Source organism: Psychrobacter sp. NPDC078631 (genome assembly GCF_050268165.1).
Taxonomy (GTDB): Bacteria; Pseudomonadota; Gammaproteobacteria; order Pseudomonadales; family Moraxellaceae; genus Psychrobacter.
On sequence record NZ_JBNNGG010000002.1, the window covers coordinates 180,339 to 202,654 of the forward strand.

Annotated in this window: 17 protein-coding genes; 9 read left to right on the plus strand and 8 right to left on the minus strand. The window is 42.7% G+C overall.

Going from position 1 to position 22,316, the window contains the following annotated elements; all coding sequences use genetic code 11:
- Positions 1-252: 252 nt before the first annotated feature.
- Together ACQKCP_RS06835 and ACQKCP_RS06840 are read left to right on the plus strand one after the other, a co-directional pair.
- On the plus strand, positions 253-1,308 hold the full coding sequence (locus ACQKCP_RS06835; protein ID WP_296209488.1) for a type IV pilus twitching motility protein PilT: 1,056 nt from the start codon (positions 253-255) through the stop codon (positions 1,306-1,308).
- Positions 1,309-1,437: 129 nt separating this feature from the next.
- The gene (locus ACQKCP_RS06840; protein ID WP_427611774.1) at positions 1,438-2,559 is read left to right on the plus strand and encodes a PilT/PilU family type 4a pilus ATPase; all 1,122 of its coding nucleotides are present in this window, start codon (positions 1,438-1,440) and stop codon (positions 2,557-2,559) included.
- Between the two features lie 126 nt (positions 2,560-2,685).
- On the opposite strand, the gene fur is transcribed toward ACQKCP_RS06840, so the two are convergent.
- Entirely contained in the window at positions 2,686-3,120 is a 435-nt protein-coding gene (gene fur, locus ACQKCP_RS06845; RefSeq protein WP_057758249.1) for a ferric iron uptake transcriptional regulator, read from the minus strand.
- Between the two features lie 317 nt (positions 3,121-3,437).
- Between fur and ACQKCP_RS06850 the strand changes: the two genes are divergently transcribed.
- Positions 3,438-3,857: an outer membrane protein assembly factor BamE gene (locus tag ACQKCP_RS06850; protein WP_057758247.1), complete on the plus strand. Its 420-nt coding sequence runs from the start codon at positions 3,438-3,440 to the stop codon at positions 3,855-3,857.
- Positions 3,858-3,891: 34 nt separating this feature from the next.
- On the opposite strand, the gene ACQKCP_RS06855 is transcribed toward ACQKCP_RS06850, so the two are convergent.
- From ACQKCP_RS06855 to ACQKCP_RS06870, 4 genes are all read right to left on the minus strand, one after another.
- Positions 3,892-4,263, minus strand: coding sequence for an RnfH family protein (locus ACQKCP_RS06855; RefSeq protein ID WP_427611775.1), 372 nt, complete (start codon positions 4,261-4,263; stop codon positions 3,892-3,894).
- A complete protein-coding gene (locus ACQKCP_RS06860; RefSeq protein WP_427611776.1) occupies positions 4,251-5,384 on the minus strand; it encodes a hypothetical protein in 1,134 nt (377 codons plus the stop codon). The genes ACQKCP_RS06855 and ACQKCP_RS06860 overlap by 13 nt, the downstream gene beginning before the upstream one ends.
- Before the next feature lie 358 nt (positions 5,385-5,742).
- Positions 5,743-6,411 carry a c-type cytochrome gene (locus tag ACQKCP_RS06865; RefSeq protein ID WP_101205531.1) on the minus strand — a complete coding sequence of 223 codons (669 nt, stop codon included), beginning with the start codon at positions 6,409-6,411 and terminating at the stop codon, positions 5,743-5,745.
- Between the two features lie 318 nt (positions 6,412-6,729).
- Complete coding sequence (locus ACQKCP_RS06870; RefSeq protein ID WP_427611777.1) at positions 6,730-7,065, minus strand: c-type cytochrome; 336 nt, start codon at positions 7,063-7,065, stop codon at positions 6,730-6,732.
- A 404-nt stretch (positions 7,066-7,469) separates the two neighbouring features.
- Between ACQKCP_RS06870 and yihA the strand changes: the two genes are divergently transcribed.
- Entirely contained in the window at positions 7,470-8,225 is a 756-nt protein-coding gene (gene yihA, locus ACQKCP_RS06875) for a ribosome biogenesis GTP-binding protein YihA/YsxC (RefSeq protein WP_134292598.1), read from the plus strand.
- 124 nt (positions 8,226-8,349) lie between these two features.
- Here the strand turns inward: yihA and ACQKCP_RS06880 are convergent, their stop codons facing one another.
- Positions 8,350-9,057: an HAD family hydrolase gene (locus tag ACQKCP_RS06880; protein ID WP_427611778.1), complete on the minus strand. Its 708-nt coding sequence runs from the start codon at positions 9,055-9,057 to the stop codon at positions 8,350-8,352.
- Between the two features lie 133 nt (positions 9,058-9,190).
- Positions 9,191-10,201 (minus strand): RluA family pseudouridine synthase, encoded by a 1,011-nt coding sequence (locus tag ACQKCP_RS06885; RefSeq protein ID WP_101205527.1) that lies wholly within the window; start codon positions 10,199-10,201, stop codon positions 9,191-9,193.
- Positions 10,202-11,391: 1,190 nt separating this feature from the next.
- Here ACQKCP_RS06885 and ACQKCP_RS06890 point away from each other — a divergent pair.
- Entirely contained in the window at positions 11,392-15,540 is a 4,149-nt protein-coding gene (locus ACQKCP_RS06890; RefSeq protein WP_427611779.1) for an Rne/Rng family ribonuclease, read from the plus strand.
- A 116-nt stretch (positions 15,541-15,656) separates the two neighbouring features.
- Here ACQKCP_RS06890 and ACQKCP_RS06895 read toward each other — a convergent pair whose 3' ends face one another.
- Positions 15,657-16,598, minus strand: coding sequence for a DUF808 domain-containing protein (locus ACQKCP_RS06895; RefSeq protein WP_102090795.1), 942 nt, complete (start codon positions 16,596-16,598; stop codon positions 15,657-15,659).
- A 404-nt stretch (positions 16,599-17,002) separates the two neighbouring features.
- Here ACQKCP_RS06895 and ACQKCP_RS06900 point away from each other — a divergent pair, with 404 nt between their 5' ends.
- From ACQKCP_RS06900 to ACQKCP_RS06915, 4 genes are all read left to right on the plus strand, one after another.
- Positions 17,003-17,857, plus strand: a complete 855-nt coding sequence (locus tag ACQKCP_RS06900) for a DsbC family protein (protein WP_101205524.1) — start codon at positions 17,003-17,005, stop codon at positions 17,855-17,857.
- Positions 17,858-18,305: 448 nt separating this feature from the next.
- Entirely contained in the window at positions 18,306-19,646 is a 1,341-nt protein-coding gene (locus ACQKCP_RS06905; RefSeq protein ID WP_290175494.1) for a homoserine dehydrogenase, read from the plus strand.
- Between the two features lie 109 nt (positions 19,647-19,755).
- Positions 19,756-20,937 carry a thiolase family protein gene (locus tag ACQKCP_RS06910; protein ID WP_427611780.1) on the plus strand — a complete coding sequence of 394 codons (1,182 nt, stop codon included), beginning with the start codon at positions 19,756-19,758 and terminating at the stop codon, positions 20,935-20,937.
- Between the two features lie 398 nt (positions 20,938-21,335).
- Positions 21,336-22,184, plus strand: a complete 849-nt coding sequence (locus ACQKCP_RS06915; protein WP_427611781.1) for a DUF2382 domain-containing protein — start codon at positions 21,336-21,338, stop codon at positions 22,182-22,184.
- The last annotated feature ends 132 nt before the right edge of the window (positions 22,185-22,316 follow it).

Here is a 22,316-nt window from a genome sequence, read left to right on the forward strand (position 1 = left end):
ATTTATATAAAAATATCTTTATTAAGACTAATTTTGAGTTTTATTAATTTAGTAGATGGTTAAATACTCACAGTCTTGTTATGATATTGTTACATGCTTTAACATATGCTACTGAATATGCTAGCGATAGTAAAAACAAAGTCGGTTATCTCTTCAAGGTTTCTTATTCAACTGAAATTGCTGATAGATAGTTTACCACGTGTTGTTGTAGTGTTCTGTTTTACCCGAACTAAGTGATAGGAATATCAAATTATGGCTGAAAAAAATAATCTAAGTATCGAAGATTTGCTGCGTTTTACTGTTAAACATAAGGCATCAGATTTACATATTTCAGCAGGCATGCCGGCAATGATTCGTGTTGACGGTGAAATGACACGTATCAATATGCCAGAGATGACCCATCAGGTTGTGCATCAGCTTATTTATGACATCATGAATGATAAACAACGTGCTGACTTTGAAGAATTTTTTGAGACGGATTTTTCTTTTGAGATCCCTAATCTAGCACGTTTTCGTGTCAATGCTTTCAATCAAAACCGCGGTGCAGGCGCTGTATTTCGTACCATTCCTTCCAAAGTATTAACAATGGAAGACTTAGGTATGGGCGATGTCTTTAGACGCGTTTCTGACTTTAAGCGTGGTGTGGTACTGGTAACGGGCCCAACAGGTTCAGGTAAATCGACAACGCTTGCGGCGATGATTGATTATATTAACGAAAGCCGTAAGGAGCATATTCTAACTATCGAAGATCCGATTGAATTTGTTCATGAATCAAAGAAAAGCTTGATTAACCAACGTGAAGTTCATCGTGATACTTTGGGTTTCGAACCAGCATTACGCTCTGCTCTACGTGAGGATCCTGATGTTATCTTGGTCGGTGAGCTACGTGACCTTGAGACCATTCGTTTAGCATTGACCGCAGCAGAAACTGGTCACTTAGTATTCGGTACCTTGCATACTAGCTCAGCCGCTAAGACAATTGACCGTGTCATCGACGTGTTCCCTGCTGCTGAAAAAGACATGATTCGCGCGATGCTGTCAGAATCATTGCAAGCCGTTATTTCACAGACCCTGTTACGTCGTCAAGCAGGTGGACGTGTGGCAGCCCATGAAATCATGTTAGGTACCCCCGCTATCCGTAACTTGATACGTGAGAATAAAATTGCTCAGATGTATTCTGCTATTCAAACTGGTGCAGGCGAAGGCATGATTACGCTCGATCAAACATTAAAGAACTTGGTAGGCAAAGGTACTATTAGCAAAGATGTGGCGCGTCCTTATGCAAAACAGCCTGAAGCGTTTCTATAGTATATATAGAGACCATTAGAAGTGAATAATTGGTGATATCCACTATTATTTAATAGCCTTCTACTTACGAACTTTACGGCATGATTTTAAATATTTTCTTAATCGATTTACATCTAGTGCAGGTACGATATGGACATTGATAAACTATTGCAGTTAATGATTAATAAAAATGGCTCTGACCTTTTTATTACTGCTGATGTAGCGCCTTCCATGAAAGTCAATGGAAAGATATTGCCTGTTGGTAAAACGCCCTTGAGTGCTGAGCAAACCATGAGGTTGGTCAAGGGTGTGATGTCGCCAAGCCAACGAAAAGAGTTTGAAGATACCAATGAGTGTCAGTTTGCTATTGCTGATGAGGCGCAGCAAGCACGTTTTCGAGTCAGTGCATTTATACAGCGTGATATGGCAGGAATGATTTTACGGAAAATTGAAAACAACATTCCAACGGTCGAAGAGTTACGTTTACCGCCAGCGTTAAAAGAATTGGCGATGAAAAAACGCGGTATTATTCTATTAGTTGGCGCAACAGGTACGGGTAAATCCACTACCCTTGCTGCAATGATAGGACATCGCAATCAAAATTCTCATGGTCATATTATTACGATAGAAGACCCTATCGAATTTGTCCATAAACATCGCGGCTGTATTATCACCCAACGTGAGGTTGGTATCGATACCCATTCATTTGAAGCGGGCCTAAAAAACACGCTACGCCAAGCACCCGATGTCATCTTAATCGGTGAGATTCGTAACCGTGAAGTCATGAGCTATGCTATTCAGTACGCAGAAACTGGCCATCTAGTGTTTGCAACCTTGCACGCAAACAACGCTAACCAAGCAATCGATCGTATCATTCACTTCTTTGAAACCAGTCGCCATAATCAGTTGTTTATGGATTTGTCGTTGAACCTGCAAGCTATTATCGCGCAGCAACTTATCCCCACGCCTGATGGTAAAGGAAGACGCGCTGCTATTGAAATTTTGCTAAATTCGCAGCTGATCAGTGACTATATCCGTAAAGGGGAAGTTCATGAAATCAAAGATGTGATGACACGCTCACGAGACAGTGGTATGCAAACCTTTGATCAGGCACTTTTTGATTTGTATGAGCAAGGAGAGATAACGTATAAAGAAGCGATTCTACATGCCGACTCTCCTAACGATCTACGCCTCAAAATTAAGCTCAGTAGCAAAAACGGTAAAGCTAATTTAGATGAAGGTGCTGATAGTTTATCGTTAGATGTGAGCTAAGTTATTGAGTTTCCCATACAGAATAGACATATATAAAAACCCTCGTTATAAATAACGAGGGTTTCTTTTATTGTTCGATATCGTAGTACTGATAGAAATAAGCATTTCTAGTGATATAACATAAAACTATTTCGCGCTATCTCTACAGGCTTGGTCCGCACAAATACCATATAGCACTAGAGAATGCCCAGACAGTTTAAAGCCATGTTTTTCTGCTACTTTCAGCTGTTCTTCTTCAATGACTTCATTATGAAACTCTATAATCTTGCCACACACATCACAAACTAGATGATCGTGATGCTCTTCTTGGGTAATCTCAAATACAGATAGATTGTTTTCAAAGTTATGACGCTCAACAATACCTGCTTGCTCAAACTGTGTTAGGACACGATAGACAGTGGCAAGACCTACATCTTCACCTTGCTCGATAAGTGCCTTATACACTTCTTCTGCGCTCATGTGATGCAGCTCTGCGCTTTCTAATAGCTCTAAAATTTTGATACGAGGTAACGTGACCTTGAGTCCTGCTCTACGTAAATCTTGATTGGTAAAAGAAGCCATAATATCCCTTTTGACTGTGACAGTCTTAACAAATAGAAAATATGAGATAAATAATCAACAAAGATTATTTTTATTTAATATAAAGTAAATGATTAATAATAAACTGATGAAACTTACGCAGACATCTCTCTTATTATTTTCTAAATATCGAGATGCAAGCCTATGAATTTAAAATATAATTAATCTAACTATTCAGATTGTGTTTGGTAAATAATGTCGTAAGTGGTAGGCAATTGCAAGTAAATGACGTATCATTTGTCCAAGATTGTCGGTCAGACTGGTACGACCTAACGCTGGCCACACCTAATTCATTTCTTATGAGTCATCTTACCATGATAAAGACATTAAATTTCCGTCCGTTAAGCCACACAAGCGCATTACGTAAGATCGTTATCACCAGTATGCTTAGCGCTACTGTTGCTATGTCTGGCTGCTCATTATTGAGTGTTTATAAGATTGATTTGCCACAAGGCACAGCGATTACTCAAACCCAAGCCCAGAAGCTAAAAGTGGGTATGAATCAAAACCAAGTTCTTTATACTCTTGGTAGCCCTGCAATTCGAGATACTCTTGAGCCTAAACGCTGGGATTATATCTATGACTACAAAGCAGGCACTGAAGGTAGCCGCAAAGGCATCGCAGATGTCAAAAACGCTAGCCAGCATTTAGTTGTTTACTTTGATGATAATGGTTTGGTCACGCGCATCGAAGGTATTGAGAGTCTGCCAGCATCATAGTCAGCGAAACCTATTAGCTTAGATAGTTAATAATTTAGCTACGAGATTTATTTTTGCGCTGAGACATAGGATCAGCGCTTAAACTGCGATATACCTCGATACGGTCAAAAGGCTGTAGCAAATAGCTTAATGGCTGTTTCTGTGCATAAATGCCCACATGCCAACGTTTCGCAGTTGGCGTGGTGATATCTATTACTTGCTCACACCACTCTGCCAGTTCTGCAAATTTCTCAAGCCATCCTGCTTGCGCCAATGCTTCATGCAAACTAGCACCTTGTCTAACCTGCAAAGCTAGGTAATGCTGGCGCTGCTCATCTTTAGCATACGCCAGATATACGGTCATTAGATTGGCTTGCGTAGACTGTGGCACACTGCTGTCACGACCTTCAACTGTTAGCTCAACCACTGCATCACCCAACCTATTAATGCTAGCAGCAATGCTAATGGTACGACTAAACGTATCGCCACTCGCCACAAGTTATAAACTGCTTCATTGCTGAAATTTAACGACTTACGCAGATGACTGATTTTCATCTGCCAACCCGCAAATACTGATAATAGTAGTACCGCAATGCTACTAATAATGACCAAGATGCCAACTAACCATGCTGTCGGAATCGCAACCACTAATAATAACGCTACAGCAAAAGTGATTATCAGACTAACCATTAATCCAAATTTGTGTGTTAACTGTTGCGTGCTGTAATGAAGCAAGTAACTGGCTACAAATAACACCCCGCCCCAATATAACAGTTGTCCAATTGGCGGTAGCGACATACCGCTAGTAAATAAAGCCACTACTCCTATCAAAAGTTGCAACACCCAAATCGGTAACACTAACTTGGTTGCACGGTACTCACGAGTAGCAACTCTGTTTTTTGCTTGCTGATTGTTGGCTTCTACCGCTGTGACTGTCTGCTTACTCACTAGGTTTTGACCGAACCAGTATAATCCTGTACCTGCACCAACACTGACTAATGCTAACGCGACTGCGCGTGCCCATTCCGTCAAACTGACATCAGTCATGGCAAAACCAGCATTTGGCACACCGTTTGCGAACCCTAGCAGCAACCCTATTACCATCAATCCTAAACCAATAGGTAATGGCGCAATACCTAGCAAGCTTAAGAGTACCGCGATGACCATTAGTCCTGCAGCAACTGCGAAGCTAGGTACATCAGGTACGCTATTTAGCTCAGTTAACGCGGACAATATACCTGTACTTGCACCAGATATAACCAACGCTGCAATCACTATAGAAACCAACGCTGCTAACCAACCAAAGCTGCGCCAGATAGGACTGACATCTGCTTCACGAGTGAGCTTTTGCATACCCGCTAGAGGTCCTTCGACACTGCGATAGGCCAACGCTATCTCAGCGTAAACAACTGGCAGCGCAACCAATACCATGGCTAATAGCCATAGTAACCAAAAGTCAATCTCACCAATTGACGCAGGTGCAAACCAACGAAATAGCAATAACGGTAGTAGCGCCGCGATAAAATAAGAAGCATAACGGATCATCATAATTTCAATCCAAACGATCTAATTAATACCATTCACAAAAACTGGATTAGCAAACAAAAAACGCGCAATTACCACTCATGGTAGACTGAATATGTTTGACACAGTTAATCATATTTTGCAAATTGGTATAAAGTGAATAACGATAATTTATAATTATACAGAGCAACGACTGGCCTCTGTAAATGAATTCAGCTAAATACTGTCTTAATATAAGGGACAAACAGTTATAAAAAAACCCCGAAATCGGGGTTTAGTCATTCAGATATAATCAATATGCGATTCAATACTCAGTGGCTTTACTCAATAGCTTTCTATGCAAAGCAAAGCATGTATCAGATATTGAATCAATGCGACTCAATTAGTGAATAGCACTTACATAGTCTGACAGGATACGAATGTCACGATCTGATAGTTTCGATGCAACCGTTTGCATCATACCCATCTCGCCTTCTTTGGCTGCATCATTGACTCGTTTTTGATCATCGCTATCGATATCATCAACACGTCCAGCGGCACGGAATAGTTTTAGCTGAGTAGCAATATACTGAGCATGCTGTCCGCCTAGCTTTGGAAATGCAGCCCAAGTGTTACCTGCAGCATCTGGACCATGACAGCCGGCACAACCAATAACACCGCGCGACTTATCACCGCCCAAGAATAGCTTAGTCGCTTCTTGGTTGGTTGCAGGGTTGCCGTAGCCAACGCCCCAAGGCGCTTGACTGGCGTAATAACCTGCTACGTTGGCTAGGTCTTGTTGAGACAGATTAGCAACTTGTGACTGCATGATACCGTTTTTTCGATAACCTGCTTTAAAGTTGACTAGCTGTTTATATAGGTACTTTACGTTTTGGCCGCCAAGGTTTGGCTGTGCAGGAACAATGCTGACCCCATTAAGACCATGACAAGCGGCACAAACGGTTTCTGCAACTTTTTGACCTGCATTGACGTCATATTCAGGAACAATAATAGCAGCTTGTACGCTGAAACTTGCAACGCATAAGCTGGCAGCAGCGATTAACTTTTTCATTGATACAAATCCTACTAGCTCGGCGTAAGCATTATTTAGAGTGATTGCACTGGTAAGATACCTGATATAGCCGTCTCTTTAATCATGAGAATGGCGTATATTTTGAGGTCTTGGACACAAGCAGTCTGAAAGTACTTACTAACATCAGGGTTTATTTTCGATTATTATAGCAAGACTTTGTATCATTTGCCTACTTAATCATAGTATCCATCAGTTTTCTGGCAACACAATATACAATATGACGCAAAAACAAAAAGCGCAGATAGGTTGTTAAACCAGCGCTTTATTTTATATGTTCAAATTATATTTATAAGTCGATTATTTGCTCATATATTCGATAAGTTTACGATAGTCGTCATCACTACATTTGTCGCAAAGACCACCTGCTGGCATTTGCGGCATCCCACCTTTGACAGACTTGATAAGCGTCGGCATACTTTTTTGTTTAATCAGCTGTTGCCATTTGGCACTATCACCTTTTTTGATGGCATTCAACGCCCCACTATCGTGACAGGCTGCACATGAGTTATTATAGGTAGTATCGATATCCGCCGCACTTGCGCTGCTAATCACAATGCCACTTAATAATAGTGCAGCACTGCTAGCCGTTATAGCGCGATAACTCGTGCTAAGAAGTTTACTGATTGAAAACATAGAGCACCTCCTCGTGATATTTCACGTGTCTCATCAATCGTTCTATTAAACATCCTTCATTAAACATTGTAACAATATATGTCATATAAACATAGAGAATTTGGATATGGCTTTGTTAAAGCTGAGAACTTGTCTTAATGACTGGCCAACTTTAATGTTATCCTACTATTTATATGATGCTAATCGCAGTTATTTCAATAAGTAAGACGCGGAATAGTATAGAATAGCCAGTAATATTAAATAGCTACTTTTATGATTTGCACATAACTGTATTGATGAATAATAGCCTTTTAACTTGGTTTACCTATCGCTTGACCAATTACTTGACCGCACCGATGACTTGAATCATCAGCTGACTAAAATTTTATAATCGCATCCAATTTTTTAAGATTAATGAGCCATTTATGAGTACCCCGTTTAACGATGTCGCCGCTGAACATGCCTTGTTCAATACCAAATCTCGTCAGAAAATTCAGCAAACTGAGTTTATGATGTCAGCACCTACCTTTCGTCTCTGTCCTCCTGACATGGGATTGGAAGTCGCTTTTGCAGGTCGCTCAAACGCTGGCAAATCATCAGCCATCAACGCCTTAACCAATCAGCGTCAATTGGCTCGCTCGTCTAAGACACCTGGACGCACGCAGATGATTAACTTTTTTAGTATCGGTGATACTGACAGACGTTTGGTCGATTTGCCTGGTTACGGCTATGCAGCTGTTCCGCTAGAGATGAAAAAAGAATGGCAAGTTGAGCTAGAAGAATACTTGGTATCACGCTCAAGTCTTGCAGGTCTGGTACTGATGACAGATATTCGCCATCCGCTTAAGTTTTTTGATGAGCAAATGCTGCACTGGGCAAACGATGGTGAGCTACCAGTACATATTCTGCTGACTAAAGCAGATAAGCTGAAGTACGGTGCTTCTAAAAACGCCCTCCTTGAGACTCGTAAACGCCTGAAAAAACTGGGCTTAAACTGTACCATTCAGTTGTTTTCGGCTCTCAGAAAAGAAGGTCTTGATGAGTTGGCTGGAATAATGGGCAACTGGTATGAGTATCAGCTTGATGCAGACAAAATCATTGAGTCTTCTTTCGCATTGCTAGAAGGCGCTGAGTTAGAAGACGCTATTGAAAAAGAGAGCGGTGAAAAAGAAAACAAATAAATATCGTTGTTTTTAACAAAAAAGGGTTTATCGTAATAACGATAAACCCTTTTTTATTGCCTGTTTATTCACTCATTATTATCATCGGCATGCTATTAAAATAATAAGAATTATAAAAGTAGCTCTACCCGCATAGCAAATCCACTAGCGCTTGTGGAGTATCAACTTGATAGGTTGGATTTTGCTCAGCAAGCTCTGCACTGGTTGCCGTACCATAGTTCACCGCTATACTGGTCATGCCTAATGCTGTTGCCATTTGAATGTCATAGATACTGTCACCGATAAACACAGCATCAGAAACCTGCTGCTGCGTATAGTCCAAGATATCGGTCAACATCTGCGGATCAGGTTTTGAGCCTGACTCATCAGCACAACGCGTAATCGCAAAATAATCATGGCTATCTGAGGCATCTAATACACGATCTAGCCCTTTTCTTTTTTTACCCGTTGCTACGGCTAGCGTTTTGCTTTGCTGCTGCAACGTTTGCAACATATGCTCTATCGGTTCAAAGAGCGGCGTACTATGACTATTAGCAATATAGTACTCTGCATAGGTTTGCTGAATCTCAAGCAGTTGCGCATCGTTTGCCTGCGGATATAAAATCTTAAGGCCATTCATTAAGCTCAGACCAATGATATCTTTTACAGCTTTATCAGTCGTCTCAAACCCGTGGGCTTCGCCAGCCACATGCATAGAATCAACAATCAGGCCGATTGAATCCATTAGCGTGCCGTCCCAATCAAAAATAATCAACGTCTTATCAGACAACCGATGTTCTGCTAATGGTTGAGCATTTATGATGCGTTCTGAAGTTACAGCTGGTTTGGCCATAGATTTACCTTAATGAATATCAATAATAAATAACAGATACTAAAACGTCACGGCGGCTTATTCGTAAAAATAAGATATCGTGACGTTTTATAAAATACAAAAATAGTTGGGCTTAAGAGTTTATTTTAAAAAACTATTCAGGCAATTTCGTTGTTTCTGGTAGCCAATCTGCCATATCGTCTGGCAATGGCGCAGTAATGGTCTTGTAGCCTGGAATGTCTAAGCGCCATGCATGTAAACACAGACGATGGACGCCTGATTTGTCATGGACGTTATATTTGTCATCACCCAAGATGGCATGACCGATATGTGCCAAATGCACACGGATTTGATGCGTGCGACCCGTCAATGGCTTGGCTTCAATCAAGCTGACTGGCTGACTATTAATCGTAAAGCGATCATGAATAATAATATCAGTCTGGCTTTCTTTCGCTTGTGGGTCTTGGCTATCTACTTTCACTCGGCGCTCACCACTGGCAAGTGTATAACGTAGCAATGGCGCATTGATACGCTGCTCATTAAGCGCAGGCTGTCCTTTGGCAAGACATAGATAGTGCTTTTGAATGGTCTTGTCTACCAAATGCTGCTGCAATACTTTGAGCGTTGAGCGTTTTTTGGAAATCATCAGTAGCCCTGATGTGTCTTTATCGATGCGATGGATCAGCTCTAGGTATTTTTTACCCGTCACTTCACGCATGGCTTCGATAACCCCAAAGTCCAACCCGCTACCGCCATGCACAGCGATACCAGAGGGCTTATTTAGCACTAGCAAACCGTCATCTTCATAGACCACGCGCGCCAGCAAGCTTTTGGCAAATTCGGTGCTAATAATTGGTTTTTCACGCGTCGCTAGCTCTACAGGAGCAATACGTACCACATCTTCACGCTGCACTCTATCGTGTGCTTTGCAGCGCTTATTATTGACGCGTATCTCATCTGAGCGAATCATTTTGTAGATATGTGATTTTGGCAAACCTTTCAAACGGTTTAACAAAAAATTATCCAAACGCTGGTCGTGTTGATGGCGCGTTACTTCGAGGTAGTTCACCTTACCGAAGTTGCTAATCTCATCGTCAGCGCTTTGTGGGCGTGTTTTGCTATTAAAAATAGCAGGGGCTTCATGGGTAGTAGCGTCGTCAGTCATTTTTGAGTTTGTCATTTTTAGTTAGGTATTTACACAAAGATTTGCTATAGTTTAGCATGTTGAGCGACAATTAAGCAGAGGCGACAGCAATAATCATTGTTGTTACAAATAGTTGACCACCATTTTATTGCTTGTTAGTTTTCCACTACTTGCCAGTAAAGAGGTTGACGCTATTTATCCTGCTGACCTGACACGTTTCATCTGATTTTAGGGCGCGTTATTTATTTAGAGGTACTACTTACCAAATATAGCCCTACAAATTAAAAATACTGTACTGAATGTTATTCGGTACCATAAAATAAATAGTGACACTAAATACCATCGCGTTAATCACTCTGATAATAAATCAGCTTATTAACCGATTACAACACAACACTGACTCACTAATTGCATGACAACGACCGTACTCGATAACCAATCATTATTTAATGACTATTTATCTGATGGTTCTTTATGCCAGCATAGTTGAGCAAGTATGGGTAGTTTAGCGTTAGGATCGAAAAGTATATCGATAGCTGCCTAAGTATTGGTGGTCAAACAGATGACGATAACAATGTAAATACGATACCACGCTGACAAGCTGGTCCATTACTCTGTTTGCCAAGTACGCCCCGCTGATAACAAAAGCTGCGACACCTAACCTTGAGACACCCAAGATATTATTGACGTTAGACAAAGAACGATAAACAAAGAGTAACCAATTGCTTCGCCTGAATAAACAACCGCTGAATGACGCCACTATATAGTAGCAATCATGACCGCGATATTATTGTTAGACTTTGATGGATGAATGGCAACAGCACCACACCTTTTTAATATCAGTATTTTTTAGAACTGTAACTGACCCTCGCCCACGCTTACAACGTGCGCTGAAATCACTACCAATAGAACGTACTGAGAATAAGAGCGCTTTGACTCGCTGACCCAATCATATATGTACCAAGTTTACTAATGATAAAATATAAGTACCATAGCCTTACACCCTATATTACTGATATTAACGTGAGCACCGCTCATTACTTCAGGTAAAAAAAGAAGCCATTGAAAAAGCCCATGTGCTTTATGAAACCCACGATTTACGTTCTACCGTTAATGAACATCTACACACGCTAATCACAATATTAGCCACACTTGCCACTATGTCCTAAAGACTGTCTTATCGTTGTCATGCGTACTCATAGGATACAAATATGAAACGCATTTTAATCAACGCCACTCAAAACGAAGAGATTCGTGTCGCCTTATGTAAAGGCAATCATCTGTACGATTTCGACCTAGAGAACCGTACTCGCGAGCAGAAAAAATCTAACATCTATAAAGGTCATGTGACCCGTGTCGAGCCATCGCTTGAAGCAGTATTTGTTGAATATGGTTCTCAGCGCCAAGGATTTTTGCCAATTCGTGAAATCTCTGCTGAATACCTAAGCGGCAACCCACGTGACGAAAACATCAAAAAACTGATCAAAGAAGGCGACGAGCTAATCGTCCAAGTCGAAAAAGAAGAGCGCGGCAACAAAGGCGCTGCCCTATCGACGTATGTGTCATTAGCCGGTCGCTATCTGGTATTGATGCCAAACAACCCTCGCGGCGGTGGCATCTCACGTCAAATCTCGGGCAAACTGCGCGAAGATATGAAGCGTATGCTAAGCAATCTTGATTTACCAAAAGGCATGAGCGTTATCATTCGTACTGCTGGTATTGGTAAAACGCAAGAAGACTTGCAGCACGATTTAAATCACTTGCTCAATATTTGGCAAGCCATTCAAGAACAAAACCAAAAATACCCATCACCGCGCTTGGTTCACCAAGAAGCGGGCGTTGTCACACGTGCTGTTCGCGATTATCTACGTGATGATATCGCTGAGATTTGGATTGATAACGAAAACGCTTACATTGAAGCGGCTGGGTTTATCGATGCGGTAATGCCAAAACAAGCCGAAAAGCTACGCAAATATACCGATTACGAGCCGATGTTTTCTCGCTTTAATATCGAAAAACAAATCGAAACCGCTTATCAGCGTGAAGTTCGTCTGCCATCAGGTGGTTCAATCGTTATTGACCAGACAGAAGCATTAGTCTCTATCGACATTAACTCAGCTAAGTCAACCAAAGGTTCAGACGTTGCTGAGACCGCTTACCATACCAATTTAGAAGCAGCCGATGAGATTGCCCGTCAGCTTCGTTTGCGTGATATGGGTGGTTTGATCGTTATTGATTTCATTGACATGAATGACAATAAGCACCAAAAAGAAGTAGAAAAACGTCTAATTGATGCGACCAAATATGACCGTGCACGCGTTCAATTTGGTGACATCTCTAAATTTGGTCTGATGGAAATGAGCCGTCAGCGTCTACGTCCTTCATTAGAAGAGTCAACAGGCTATATCTGCCCACGTTGTCATGGCAACGGTATGATTCGTGACTTGCGCTCATTGTCGCTATCTATCATGCGTCAAATTGAGCAAATCGCCCTTAAAGAACGTCAAGGTGAAGTACAAGCAGAAGTCCCGACAGACATCGCGGCATTCTTATTAAATGAAAAGCGCGACAGCTTGGTTTATCTTGAGCAAGACAGTGGCACGCGTATCACTATTTTGCCACACGCGCATTTAGAATCACCAAACTTCAAGCTTCACTTCAACCGTGATGGCTTTGCACCATCGAGCTATGAGCGTATCACTGATACTCAGCAACAAGAGCACAGTGACCTTGGCTACAACGTTGACTGGCAGACTGCTGAAAAAGAGCGTCCTGAACAGCAACCTACTCGCCAACCTCGTAAAACTGCAGATGATAAGCAGAGCCGCTCAAACACGCAGTCGAATGCAACTACGCAAGCACAGAACGATACGGTAAATCATAGCAATGATCGTCGTAATCATAAAAACACCAACGACGTGTCGCCTGCACCTGCACCGCAAGCCAATAAAAACGTTAGTGTTGCCGCCCCAGTAGCACCGCAAACGCAGAGTGTTGAAACTACTGCTCAACCAAAAGCCGTTGCGTGGTTATCAAACCTATTTGCTCAAGCACCGCAAGCTACTACAACACCTAGTGTCAGTAGCCGAGATGCCGCTGAAGCAATCGAAGCGCTAGTAAACACGGGCGCGCAAAGCTTAGGCTCGTTTGGTCAAGTTGATAGCAATGCATTGAATAGTGCCGCTTCAACTGGTGAGCAGCCAACTCAACAAAATAACAGTCAGAAAAACGACAGCCAACAGTCAGATAACAACGCTAATCGCCAACAGGCGCGTCGTAACGATAGCGATACTGACGACAGCAGCAATGAAGACAGAAGAAGACGTAAGCCGCGTAAGTCTAGATCTTCTAAGCCGCGTCAAAGAAAAGAGGCAACTGACGAGACTACTGGCAACGTAAACAGTAGCTCAGAAAATACTGGCTCAAACAGTGCTGATGACAAATCGTCTGATACTCAAGACCAAAGACAGCAAGACAAGCGTCAGAACGATAACAGACGTACGAACGATCGCAATCGTAATAACCGCCAAGATAGCAATCAACAGAACAGCAATCGTAACGCAAGTGAGCGCAATGATGCTGATAACGAAAACAGCTCTAAAGCAGATGAGCAAACCCGTACTAAGCGTAAATCGCATAGCCAACGCGGCTCACGCGGTAAGCTAGAGCGCGGTGAGACACTAACGGCTGACAGCGTTAAGCATAGCAAACAGCAGAACGCTAGAAACAACGATGCTGCCAATAGCAAAAATCAATCTAACACGCGCCGCAATCAGGACCCTAACGAGGTCGTGCTACAGGTTAATGAAGCGCCAACTGAGCTAAAGGCGCCTGAAGTGGTTCATCTATCTTTGGACGATAGCAAATCTACACAGGCCAAAACTCAGCCTAGTGAGCAGCGAAGCACGACGAATAACGTAGCAAAAGATGAGCGCTCAAACGAAACAGCTGCTCAAAAATCTACTGATAAGCATAGTAGCAGTGAGAAGAACACTGGCAAGCAAAACACCAGTGCTCCGAATGCTGACAAGAAAAATGATAACGAAAAAAGTACGGTGGAAACCAAAGCTAATCAGGTAAATGATGATAAGCGTGTAACTACTGAACAAGCTAAGGTGCAAAACGATGTTCCTAAGCATGAACAGGCTGCTGAAGAAAATAAAGCACCTGTAGTTGTAGAAGCTCAATCGACTTCTACGAGTGACACCGAAAGTAAAGCGGAAGCTCCAACGTCGGTAACTGCTGATGCTGAAAAAGCTACAGAGACTCCAAAACAGCAGGAAACCAAGACTGCTGAAAATGTGAGTAAAAGTGATGAAGTTCAAAGTACTCAGGTTGACAGTAATAGTGCAAGCACAAGTAATGTGAGTAACTCAGCACTTGAGCTAACCCATGAAGCACTATTTGGCACACGTTACGTGACTGCTGAGAAATTTGGTCAAGCGAGTAACGATCCACGTGTAGTACTCGCTCAGCAAGCCGCTCAAGCGGATAAGCCAGCTGCTACTAATGTGCCAGCAATACGCGGCACGGTTGGTGAGTTTATTCGTGCAACGCTACCAGAGGCGCAAACGCGCTTAGCAGAAGAAGGCATTATCAACTGCTTTATCGCGACCATTGCGCTGCATAATGAGCAATCTCAGAATGCTAATAATAGTTCTGATGCTGCTAGCCAAAGCTTTGACTTTAGTAACTATGGCTATCAACCATTGGCTGCCGACTACCTTGCACGCTTTGAATCGATGACCCAAGCGGTCAGTCAATTCGCAGCCGCGCAAGGTAAGACAGACGTTGAGCCACGTGCTATCACTAAGCGTGCTAGCAACGATCCGCGCGGACAGCACCCTGATTATCAGGAACCCGCTGTATTGAGCGTACCTGCTGAACAAGCTACCGTCGAGCAAACCGATAGCGAAGTCGATGCGCATGACGTTGAAGCAACTGCCCTCGCCAATCAGGCTCAAACTGATGATATCAGTGCTGATAGTGAGCACTTGCTAGAAGTCGAGCGTGCTCAATCAGAAGCTAAGGATGCAGAAAACGTAGTAGCAGAGACTGAGCAAACTGTCAATGAGGTAGAAGATGCTGCAGAGACTGAGCAAACGACTGAATCGGTAGTAGAAGAATCTACTAAAGAGGCTAGCAAAGAAGACAGTCAGGTAGCTAAGTCTAAGACGACTATAGCTAGCTATAAAAACATGATCGAAAATGTGGCTGAGCAATTGCTGCCACAGACTGGTATGTTTAATCTGACTACGCCAAAAGTACCAAAGGCGCGCACTCGTAAGCCTAAGACGGATCATAAGAAGCCGACGCAGGCTGAAAAGCTAGCATCTAATGATGTAGACAGCGACAGCTAGTCATATAAGCTCAAATGTAAAAGCCCCAAAGCTATGAATAGCTTTGGGGCTTTTTATTTTAATACAGTCAAACTTACTTGCTAATTCAAACGAGAGCCAATAGAGAGCATATAAGCTTAGTGTGCAGAAGACGCTGTGTCATCTTTACCACGCATTTTGCCAATAGTAGTAACAATAGCTACCACAATAGCGCCAACAATCAGTCCTACCAATCCATTTAACAATGACGCGGTTAACCCTTCAAACACCCCAGTAAGATGGGCAATATCTTCTACACTGTGATGCAAAAAGCCGATACCGTGAACGATAATACCGCCGCCCACCAAGAACATCGCAATCGTGCCCGCTATGGATAAAAACTTCATAAGCTTTGGCGCAGCTGCAAGCATAAACTCGCCAAACTTGCGCTTACTATCACCTGCTTGTGAGTTTTCAATCAAATGCAGACCCGCATCATCAATCTTTACGATGCCTGCAACTAGGCCGTAAATACCGACGGTCACGACAGCAGCCACTATCGAAAGTACGATGCCTTTTTGGACAATATCGCCACCAGCTGCTGTAATTGCGCCTAGAGAGATAACAATAATCTCAGCTGACAAGATGAAATCGGTACGTATGGCACCTTTGATTTTGTCCTTTTCAAACGCGACCAAATCTACCGACTCATCTGCATTGGCTTTTAAACGGGCATTTTGCTCTTCATCATGAGGCAACAATTTCGGCCAAAACTTGTGAATGACCTTCTCAGCCCCTTCATAACTCAGGTATAACCCTCCGATCATCAATAGCGGAGTAATCAACCACGGTATAAAATAACTGATCAATAGCGCCGCTGGTACTAAAATCACTTTGTTCACGGCAGAGCCTTTGGCTACTGCCCAAATGACGGGGAGCTCACGATTTGGCTTAACCCCTGTGACCTGCTCGGCATTGAGTGCTAAATCATCACCAACTAAGCCCGCGGTTTTTTTAGCGGCAACTTTGGTCATGACGCTCACATCATCCATTAAGACGCTGATGTCATCGAGTAAGGTTAATAAACTGGCACCTGCCATGTGTGCTCCTTAAAGCAAATTTGTTAAAGTAAGTCGTTCTTAAATGGTTTATACAACGCATTTTATATAGATTTTTATAAAAACAATGCGATTAGCCTTAGACTACAAGTTCAAGCGCATATGTTAAATAGCACAAATGTATCTTATTTTTTGAATTTATGTTGATAGCTATTCTTTAAAGTTGGCTTTATTGATACTTCTTGGCAGTCTTCCCTTTGCTATTATTTAGCATAAATATGGTAATATGAAGGCTATTACTACCTATCTTTTATTATCAATAAGTTATAAAAACTTCTTCAATGTTAGACCTTTAAAACACTGCCAAGACACATTACTATATAGAAAAGTTTATAGCGTTTTTATAACGAACTCATGATTAGGCGCGATGCCTATAGGAAACCCGTATGCCGTTCCCCACTATCAAAAATACCACCTTGCGTAACCCTCTTTCTCGTACCGTTCTATCTCGTTTTATGATGAGTGCGCTGCTGGTTGGTATCGCTGCTGGCTGCTCAAACAATGCCGCTGATGCAACCAGCAATACCAGTGTTGTAAATGCTGCACAGACAAATGCCACTGCTGCTAAGCCCTCAGCTGGTAATGATGCAACCGTGGTAAAGGCATTACAGGCTAACCTAAAAAGCTCTGGTATCGAGGAAACTATCGTTTCAGCCGTACCGACAGATATGGATGGTATTTATTGGGTGACCGCTGAAGGTCTACCTTCTTTCTTTACTGATAAAGCTGGCAAGCATATTATTCAAGGTCAGATCATTGCTGTGGGTGATGCCGCTCCGGTTGATATCAGTGCTGCATTGGTTGCTACGACAGCACAAGAAGCGCTAAAAGCCGTCGATAAAAAAGACATGGTGATTTATCCAGCGAAAGGCGAAACTAAAGCCGTTATTTATGCCTTTACTGATGCAGACTGTGGCTACTGTCGCAAACTACATTCAGAAATGGATGATATCAATGCGCGCGGTATCGAGGTTCGTTATCTGGCATGGCCACGCAGTCAAGAGTCTGTACCAAAAATGGAAGCGATCTGGTGTAGTCAGGATCGCAAAGCTGCAATGGATCAAGCAAAAATCGGTGCCAATGTACAAGCCCCTAGCTGTGCCAACCCTGTACAAGAACATATGGCTCTAGGCTCAAGACTTGGTGTGCGCGGTACGCCTGCGGTATTTACCGAAACAGGACAACAAGTAGGTGGCTACTTGCCTGCAGCAGAATTGGCACAAGCAGTAGGCGCTAACTAATCATTTGAGTTATTAATATTAGTCACTCATATTAGAGCGACTAATATGAGTGACCCAGCATAAATGACATATACATATGCCAAACAAGATTGAAGCTACCGCTTTTTTATAATCGTAAGCTGATATAACCTTGATGACGTTGTCTTTATAACATTGGCCTTTATGACATCAACCTTCAGAACATTGGCTTTTATGGTATTAGCCTTTAGAACATTGCTCTTTATGAGATTGTATAGACGTCACAATGCCTTGTCGGTATGATACGATAAAGCGCGATGCAAAATGAGCAACACCCTTTTTATTTGAGCTTTTTTTATTCAACTATGATGAAGTAGATAGGCAGGCAGTACTAGGCAATGCGCACAGACGTTCTGTTTGATGGCGCAGACTCATTTGACACTGTCGCCGCTTATACTGACTTCATTGTATTTAACCTCTTGAGGATACTGTGAGTAATTCCATCAAACTAGCGATACTTGGTCTGGGCACCGTCGGAACGGGCGTGATCAATCTGATCAATGACAATTTAAATGAGCTAAAACGCCGTAGCGGACGCGACATTATTATTACCGAAGTCGGTACGCGTCGTCAGCGTGATGATATTGATACCAATATCATGCAAAACAGCGATCTGATGGCAATTGCCGCAAGCGATAATGTCGATATTGTTATCGAAGTGATTGGTGGTACTACCTTAGCCAAAGACGTCATTATGCAGGCCATCAAAAACGGCAAGCATGTGGTTACGGCAAACAAGGCTCTACTCGCTGAACACGGTAATGAGATCTTTGCCTTCGCTGAAGAAAACAATGTGCATGTTGCTTATGAAGCAGCGGTAGCAGGCGGTATTCCAATTATCAAGGTAATGCGTGAAGCACTTGCCGCCAACAAAATCGACTGGCTCGCGGGTATCATCAACGGTACTGGTAACTTTATCATGACCGAAATGCGTGATAAGGGTCGCCCATTTGCCGATGTGTTGAGTGAAGCACAAGAGTTAGGTTACGCAGAAGCAGATCCTACTTTTGATGTCGAAGGTATTGATGCTGCTCATAAATTGGCGCTACTCGCCTCTATCGCTTTTGGTATCCCGCTACAGTTTGATAAAGTTTACTGTGAAGGTATCACTGGTATTACCCTGCAAGACGTGAACTATGCCGAAGAGCTTGGCTACCGTATCAAGCATTTAGGGTTTGCCGTACGCCGCGATAGCGAAAACGATGGTGACGCAGGGGTTGAATTACGCGTACATCCAACACTTATTCCACAAGATGCGCTACTGGCGAACGTCAATGGCGTGAAGAACGCAGTACTGGTCAACTCACATCCACTTGGGCAGACGCTCTATTGCGGCGATGGCGCTGGTGCTGGTGCAACCGCTTCTGCAGTGATGGCCGACGTCATGGATTTAGTTCGTGTACTGGGTAGTAAAGACCGCGACGATCAGAGCAACACTGGACATCATGTACCGCATTTAGCATTTATCCCTGACCAGCTATCAGATACGCCTATATTGCGCGCTGATCAGATGGTAACTGGATATTATTTGCGTGTGCATGCTTATGATAGCCCAGGCGTATTGGCAGATATCACGCGCATCCTAAGTGATGCTGGTATCAACATCGATGCAATCTTGCAAAAGCCTGCGCATAAAGTAGGTCAAGTGCCAGTGATTATTCTGACGCTACCTGTGATCGAGAGTCAGATGAATCTTGCTATCGAAAAAATTGAAAAGTTAGAGACCATTACTGATAAAGTAGTACGCATACGATTAGATGAGCTAGCATAAACCAAATACTGAAGAAGACAGATGCTTATAATATAAGCAAAAGCTAGCCAATCGGCATCTGATTTCTTGGTAGATACTTAATCAAAACGCACAACAAGGAATAATAACGATGTCAAATGATGCAATTGTAATCCTAAACGGCGCACGTACACCAATGGGTGGCTTTCAAGGCGCACTAAAAGACATGAGTGCTACCGAGCTGGGCGCCGCCGCTATCAAAGCTGCCGTCGAACGCTCAGGTGTTAGCGCTGACAGTGTTGATGAAGTCATTATGGGTTGTATCTTGACGGCAGGTTTGGGTCAAGGCCCTGCTCGTCAAGCCATGCGTAAAGCAGGTCTACCGGATGCGACTGGTGCTGTCACGATCAATAAGCTTTGTGGTTCAGGTCTAAAAGCCGTCATGCAAGCACACGATGGTATCAAAGCGGGTAGCTTCAACGTCGCTGTTGCAGGTGGCATGGAGTCAATGACCAATGCACCGTATATCATGCCAGGTTCACGTGGCGGCTATCGTATGGGTCATAAAGAAGTCAAAGATCATATGTTCTTAGATGGTCTAGAAGATGCCGATACTGGTAAGCTAATGGGTATGTTTGCTCAAGAAATGGCCGATGAAAAAGGCTATACACGCGAGCAAATGGATGAGTTTGCTATTGAATCATTGAACCGTGCGCTAACTGCTATCAAAGACAACCACTTTAAAGATGAGATCGAGCCTGTCACGTTTGCCACTCGCAAAGGCGAGCAAACTGTTGATACCGATGAGCAACCGGCTCTTGCTAATGCTGATCGTATTCCTACTTTGCGTCCAGCATTTGCTAAAGATGGTACGATTACTGCTGCAAACGCTAGCTCAATCTCAGACGGTGCTGCAGCCGTCGTAGTAATGAAAGAGTCACAAGCGAAAGCTGAAGGCCTTGATTATCAAGCTCGTATCGTTGCTACTGCCTCAAACTCACGTCACCCAAGCGAATTCACCATCGCGCCAATCGGTGCCATTGAAAAAGTACTATCAAGTGCTGGTTGGTCAGTAGATGATGTAGATCTATGGGAAATCAATGAAGCCTTTGCGATGGTTACTATGGCTGCGATCGACGAGTTAAAACTTGACCATGCCAAAGTAAATATCGAAGGCGGTGCATGTGCCCTTGGCCATCCAGTAGGCTGTTCAGGTGCTCGTATTCTAATTACGCTTATCAACTCTCTAAAACGTACTGGCGGCAAAAAAGGTGTCGCAACGCTATGTATCGGTGGTGGTGAAGCGGTAGCTGTTGCTATTGAACTTGCTTAAATAAAGCAGGTCTAACTGACTTAAAGTAAGTTAGCTAAATAATACTTAGATAATTATTGTTTATTGAGGAACCGCATTGCTAATGGTAATGCGGTTTTTTTGTGTCTGCTTTTTTTCGATGAATGTTGAATATTACTCTGTGTAAAGACTCGTTAACTTCTACCCCCTCCTATGTTATGCCACTTACAGCCTATTACACGCAATTACTGCAAGCGCACACTTTGCTACCTTGCTCATATATCTCATCAAAAATCACGGTGTTAGGATAGCTACAAGTTGATAGGGAAGCTATTCATTTTCTTCACTGTTAACTGTAATAAATATGGTTTTACTAAAAATTAATAACAACATCAACCATTACATTATAAAAAATAAACTCGCAAAAAAGGAATATAACAATGAGTCAACTAATTCGTTTAAAAGATATTCAAGCTACTCATCAAGATTTAATTGGTGATGACTATTATGACCCAACGCACAAAACTGCTTACGGTATCAATGAAGAGAAAATCGGTAAGATCGAAGGCGCCCTAGTGGAAGACACGACTGGTCGTATTCGTTACTTAATCGTAGACGCAGGCGGCTGGTTTAGTTCAAAAGAAGTATTGGTACCAGCAGGTTTAGCGCGTATCGTTGGTGATGATGTCTTCTTTGATAGCTTAACAAAAAAACAAGTAGAAGCCATGGAAGTATACGATCACGACTATCAGTACAGCTACAAAGAGCAGTATGAAAGAGATCGTCAAGCGTTTAACGCCGATACACTTCCTGTAGAAGATCGCGTTGATATTGCAGATCACTCTTATGATGCACCAAATACACTGGAGCTATTAGAAGAGCGTCTAACGGTAAATAAAGACCGTATCGTTGCTGGTCTAGTAAAAGTAGGTAAGCATGTCGTTACTGAAGAGCGCAATGTCGATGTAGATTTAGAAGAAGAACATGCCAATATCCAACGTACTAGCGTAGATCGTCCAACAGACCGTCGTATTGGTGACCTCGATGCTACTGAAACAGTTGAAGTCGAACTACAGGCCGAACGTGCTCGCGTCAGCAAAGAAACCTATGTTTCTGAAGAAGTAAATGTCGGTAAAACGACCGATCACCATACCGAAACCCTAATTGAGACCATTCAACGTGAAGAGCTAGATGTTGATGGCGACGGCAACGTGGTTGACCGTGAGGGTAACTTAGTAGACCGTGATGGTATCACAGCAGAAGATGTACGCCGTGCTCGTGGCATGTAATATGCTAATACGTCATAGTTTAACGACGTAAGCTTCCTATACCGTCAGTTAAATATGATGATAGTAAGTAGCTAAGCTCATATGTTTAGCGATTAAGATCAGAGCATGTCTCTGGTCTTTTTTGTATTCATA

Bases quoted from the DNA above. Each gene is read 5' to 3' on its own strand.
- ACQKCP_RS06915 (WP_427611781.1), top strand. From the start codon at position 21,336: ATGAGTCAACTAATTCGTTTAAAAGATATTCAAGCTACTCATCAAGAT.
- ACQKCP_RS06850 (WP_057758247.1), top strand. From the start codon at position 3,438: ATGAGTCATCTTACCATGATAAAGACATTAAATTTCCGTCCGTTAAGC.
- ACQKCP_RS06885 (WP_101205527.1), bottom strand. From the start codon at position 10,201: ATGACTGACGACGCTACTACCCATGAAGCCCCTGCTATTTTTAATAGC.
- ACQKCP_RS06900 (WP_101205524.1), top strand. From the start codon at position 17,003: ATGCCGTTCCCCACTATCAAAAATACCACCTTGCGTAACCCTCTTTCT.
- ACQKCP_RS06865 (WP_101205531.1), bottom strand. From the start codon at position 6,411: ATGAAAAAGTTAATCGCTGCTGCCAGCTTATGCGTTGCAAGTTTCAGC.
- yihA (WP_134292598.1), top strand. From the start codon at position 7,470: ATGAGTACCCCGTTTAACGATGTCGCCGCTGAACATGCCTTGTTCAAT.
- ACQKCP_RS06860 (WP_427611776.1), bottom strand. From the start codon at position 5,384: ATGATGATCCGTTATGCTTCTTATTTTATCGCGGCGCTACTACCGTTA.
- ACQKCP_RS06835 (WP_296209488.1), top strand. From the start codon at position 253: ATGGCTGAAAAAAATAATCTAAGTATCGAAGATTTGCTGCGTTTTACT.
- ACQKCP_RS06890 (WP_427611779.1), top strand. From the start codon at position 11,392: ATGAAACGCATTTTAATCAACGCCACTCAAAACGAAGAGATTCGTGTC.
- ACQKCP_RS06870 (WP_427611777.1), bottom strand. From the start codon at position 7,065: ATGTTTTCAATCAGTAAACTTCTTAGCACGAGTTATCGCGCTATAACG.
- fur (WP_057758249.1), bottom strand. From the start codon at position 3,120: ATGGCTTCTTTTACCAATCAAGATTTACGTAGAGCAGGACTCAAGGTC.
- ACQKCP_RS06840 (WP_427611774.1), top strand. From the start codon at position 1,438: ATGGACATTGATAAACTATTGCAGTTAATGATTAATAAAAATGGCTCT.
- ACQKCP_RS06895 (WP_102090795.1), bottom strand. From the start codon at position 16,598: ATGGCAGGTGCCAGTTTATTAACCTTACTCGATGACATCAGCGTCTTA.
- ACQKCP_RS06880 (WP_427611778.1), bottom strand. From the start codon at position 9,057: ATGGCCAAACCAGCTGTAACTTCAGAACGCATCATAAATGCTCAACCA.
- ACQKCP_RS06910 (WP_427611780.1), top strand. From the start codon at position 19,756: ATGTCAAATGATGCAATTGTAATCCTAAACGGCGCACGTACACCAATG.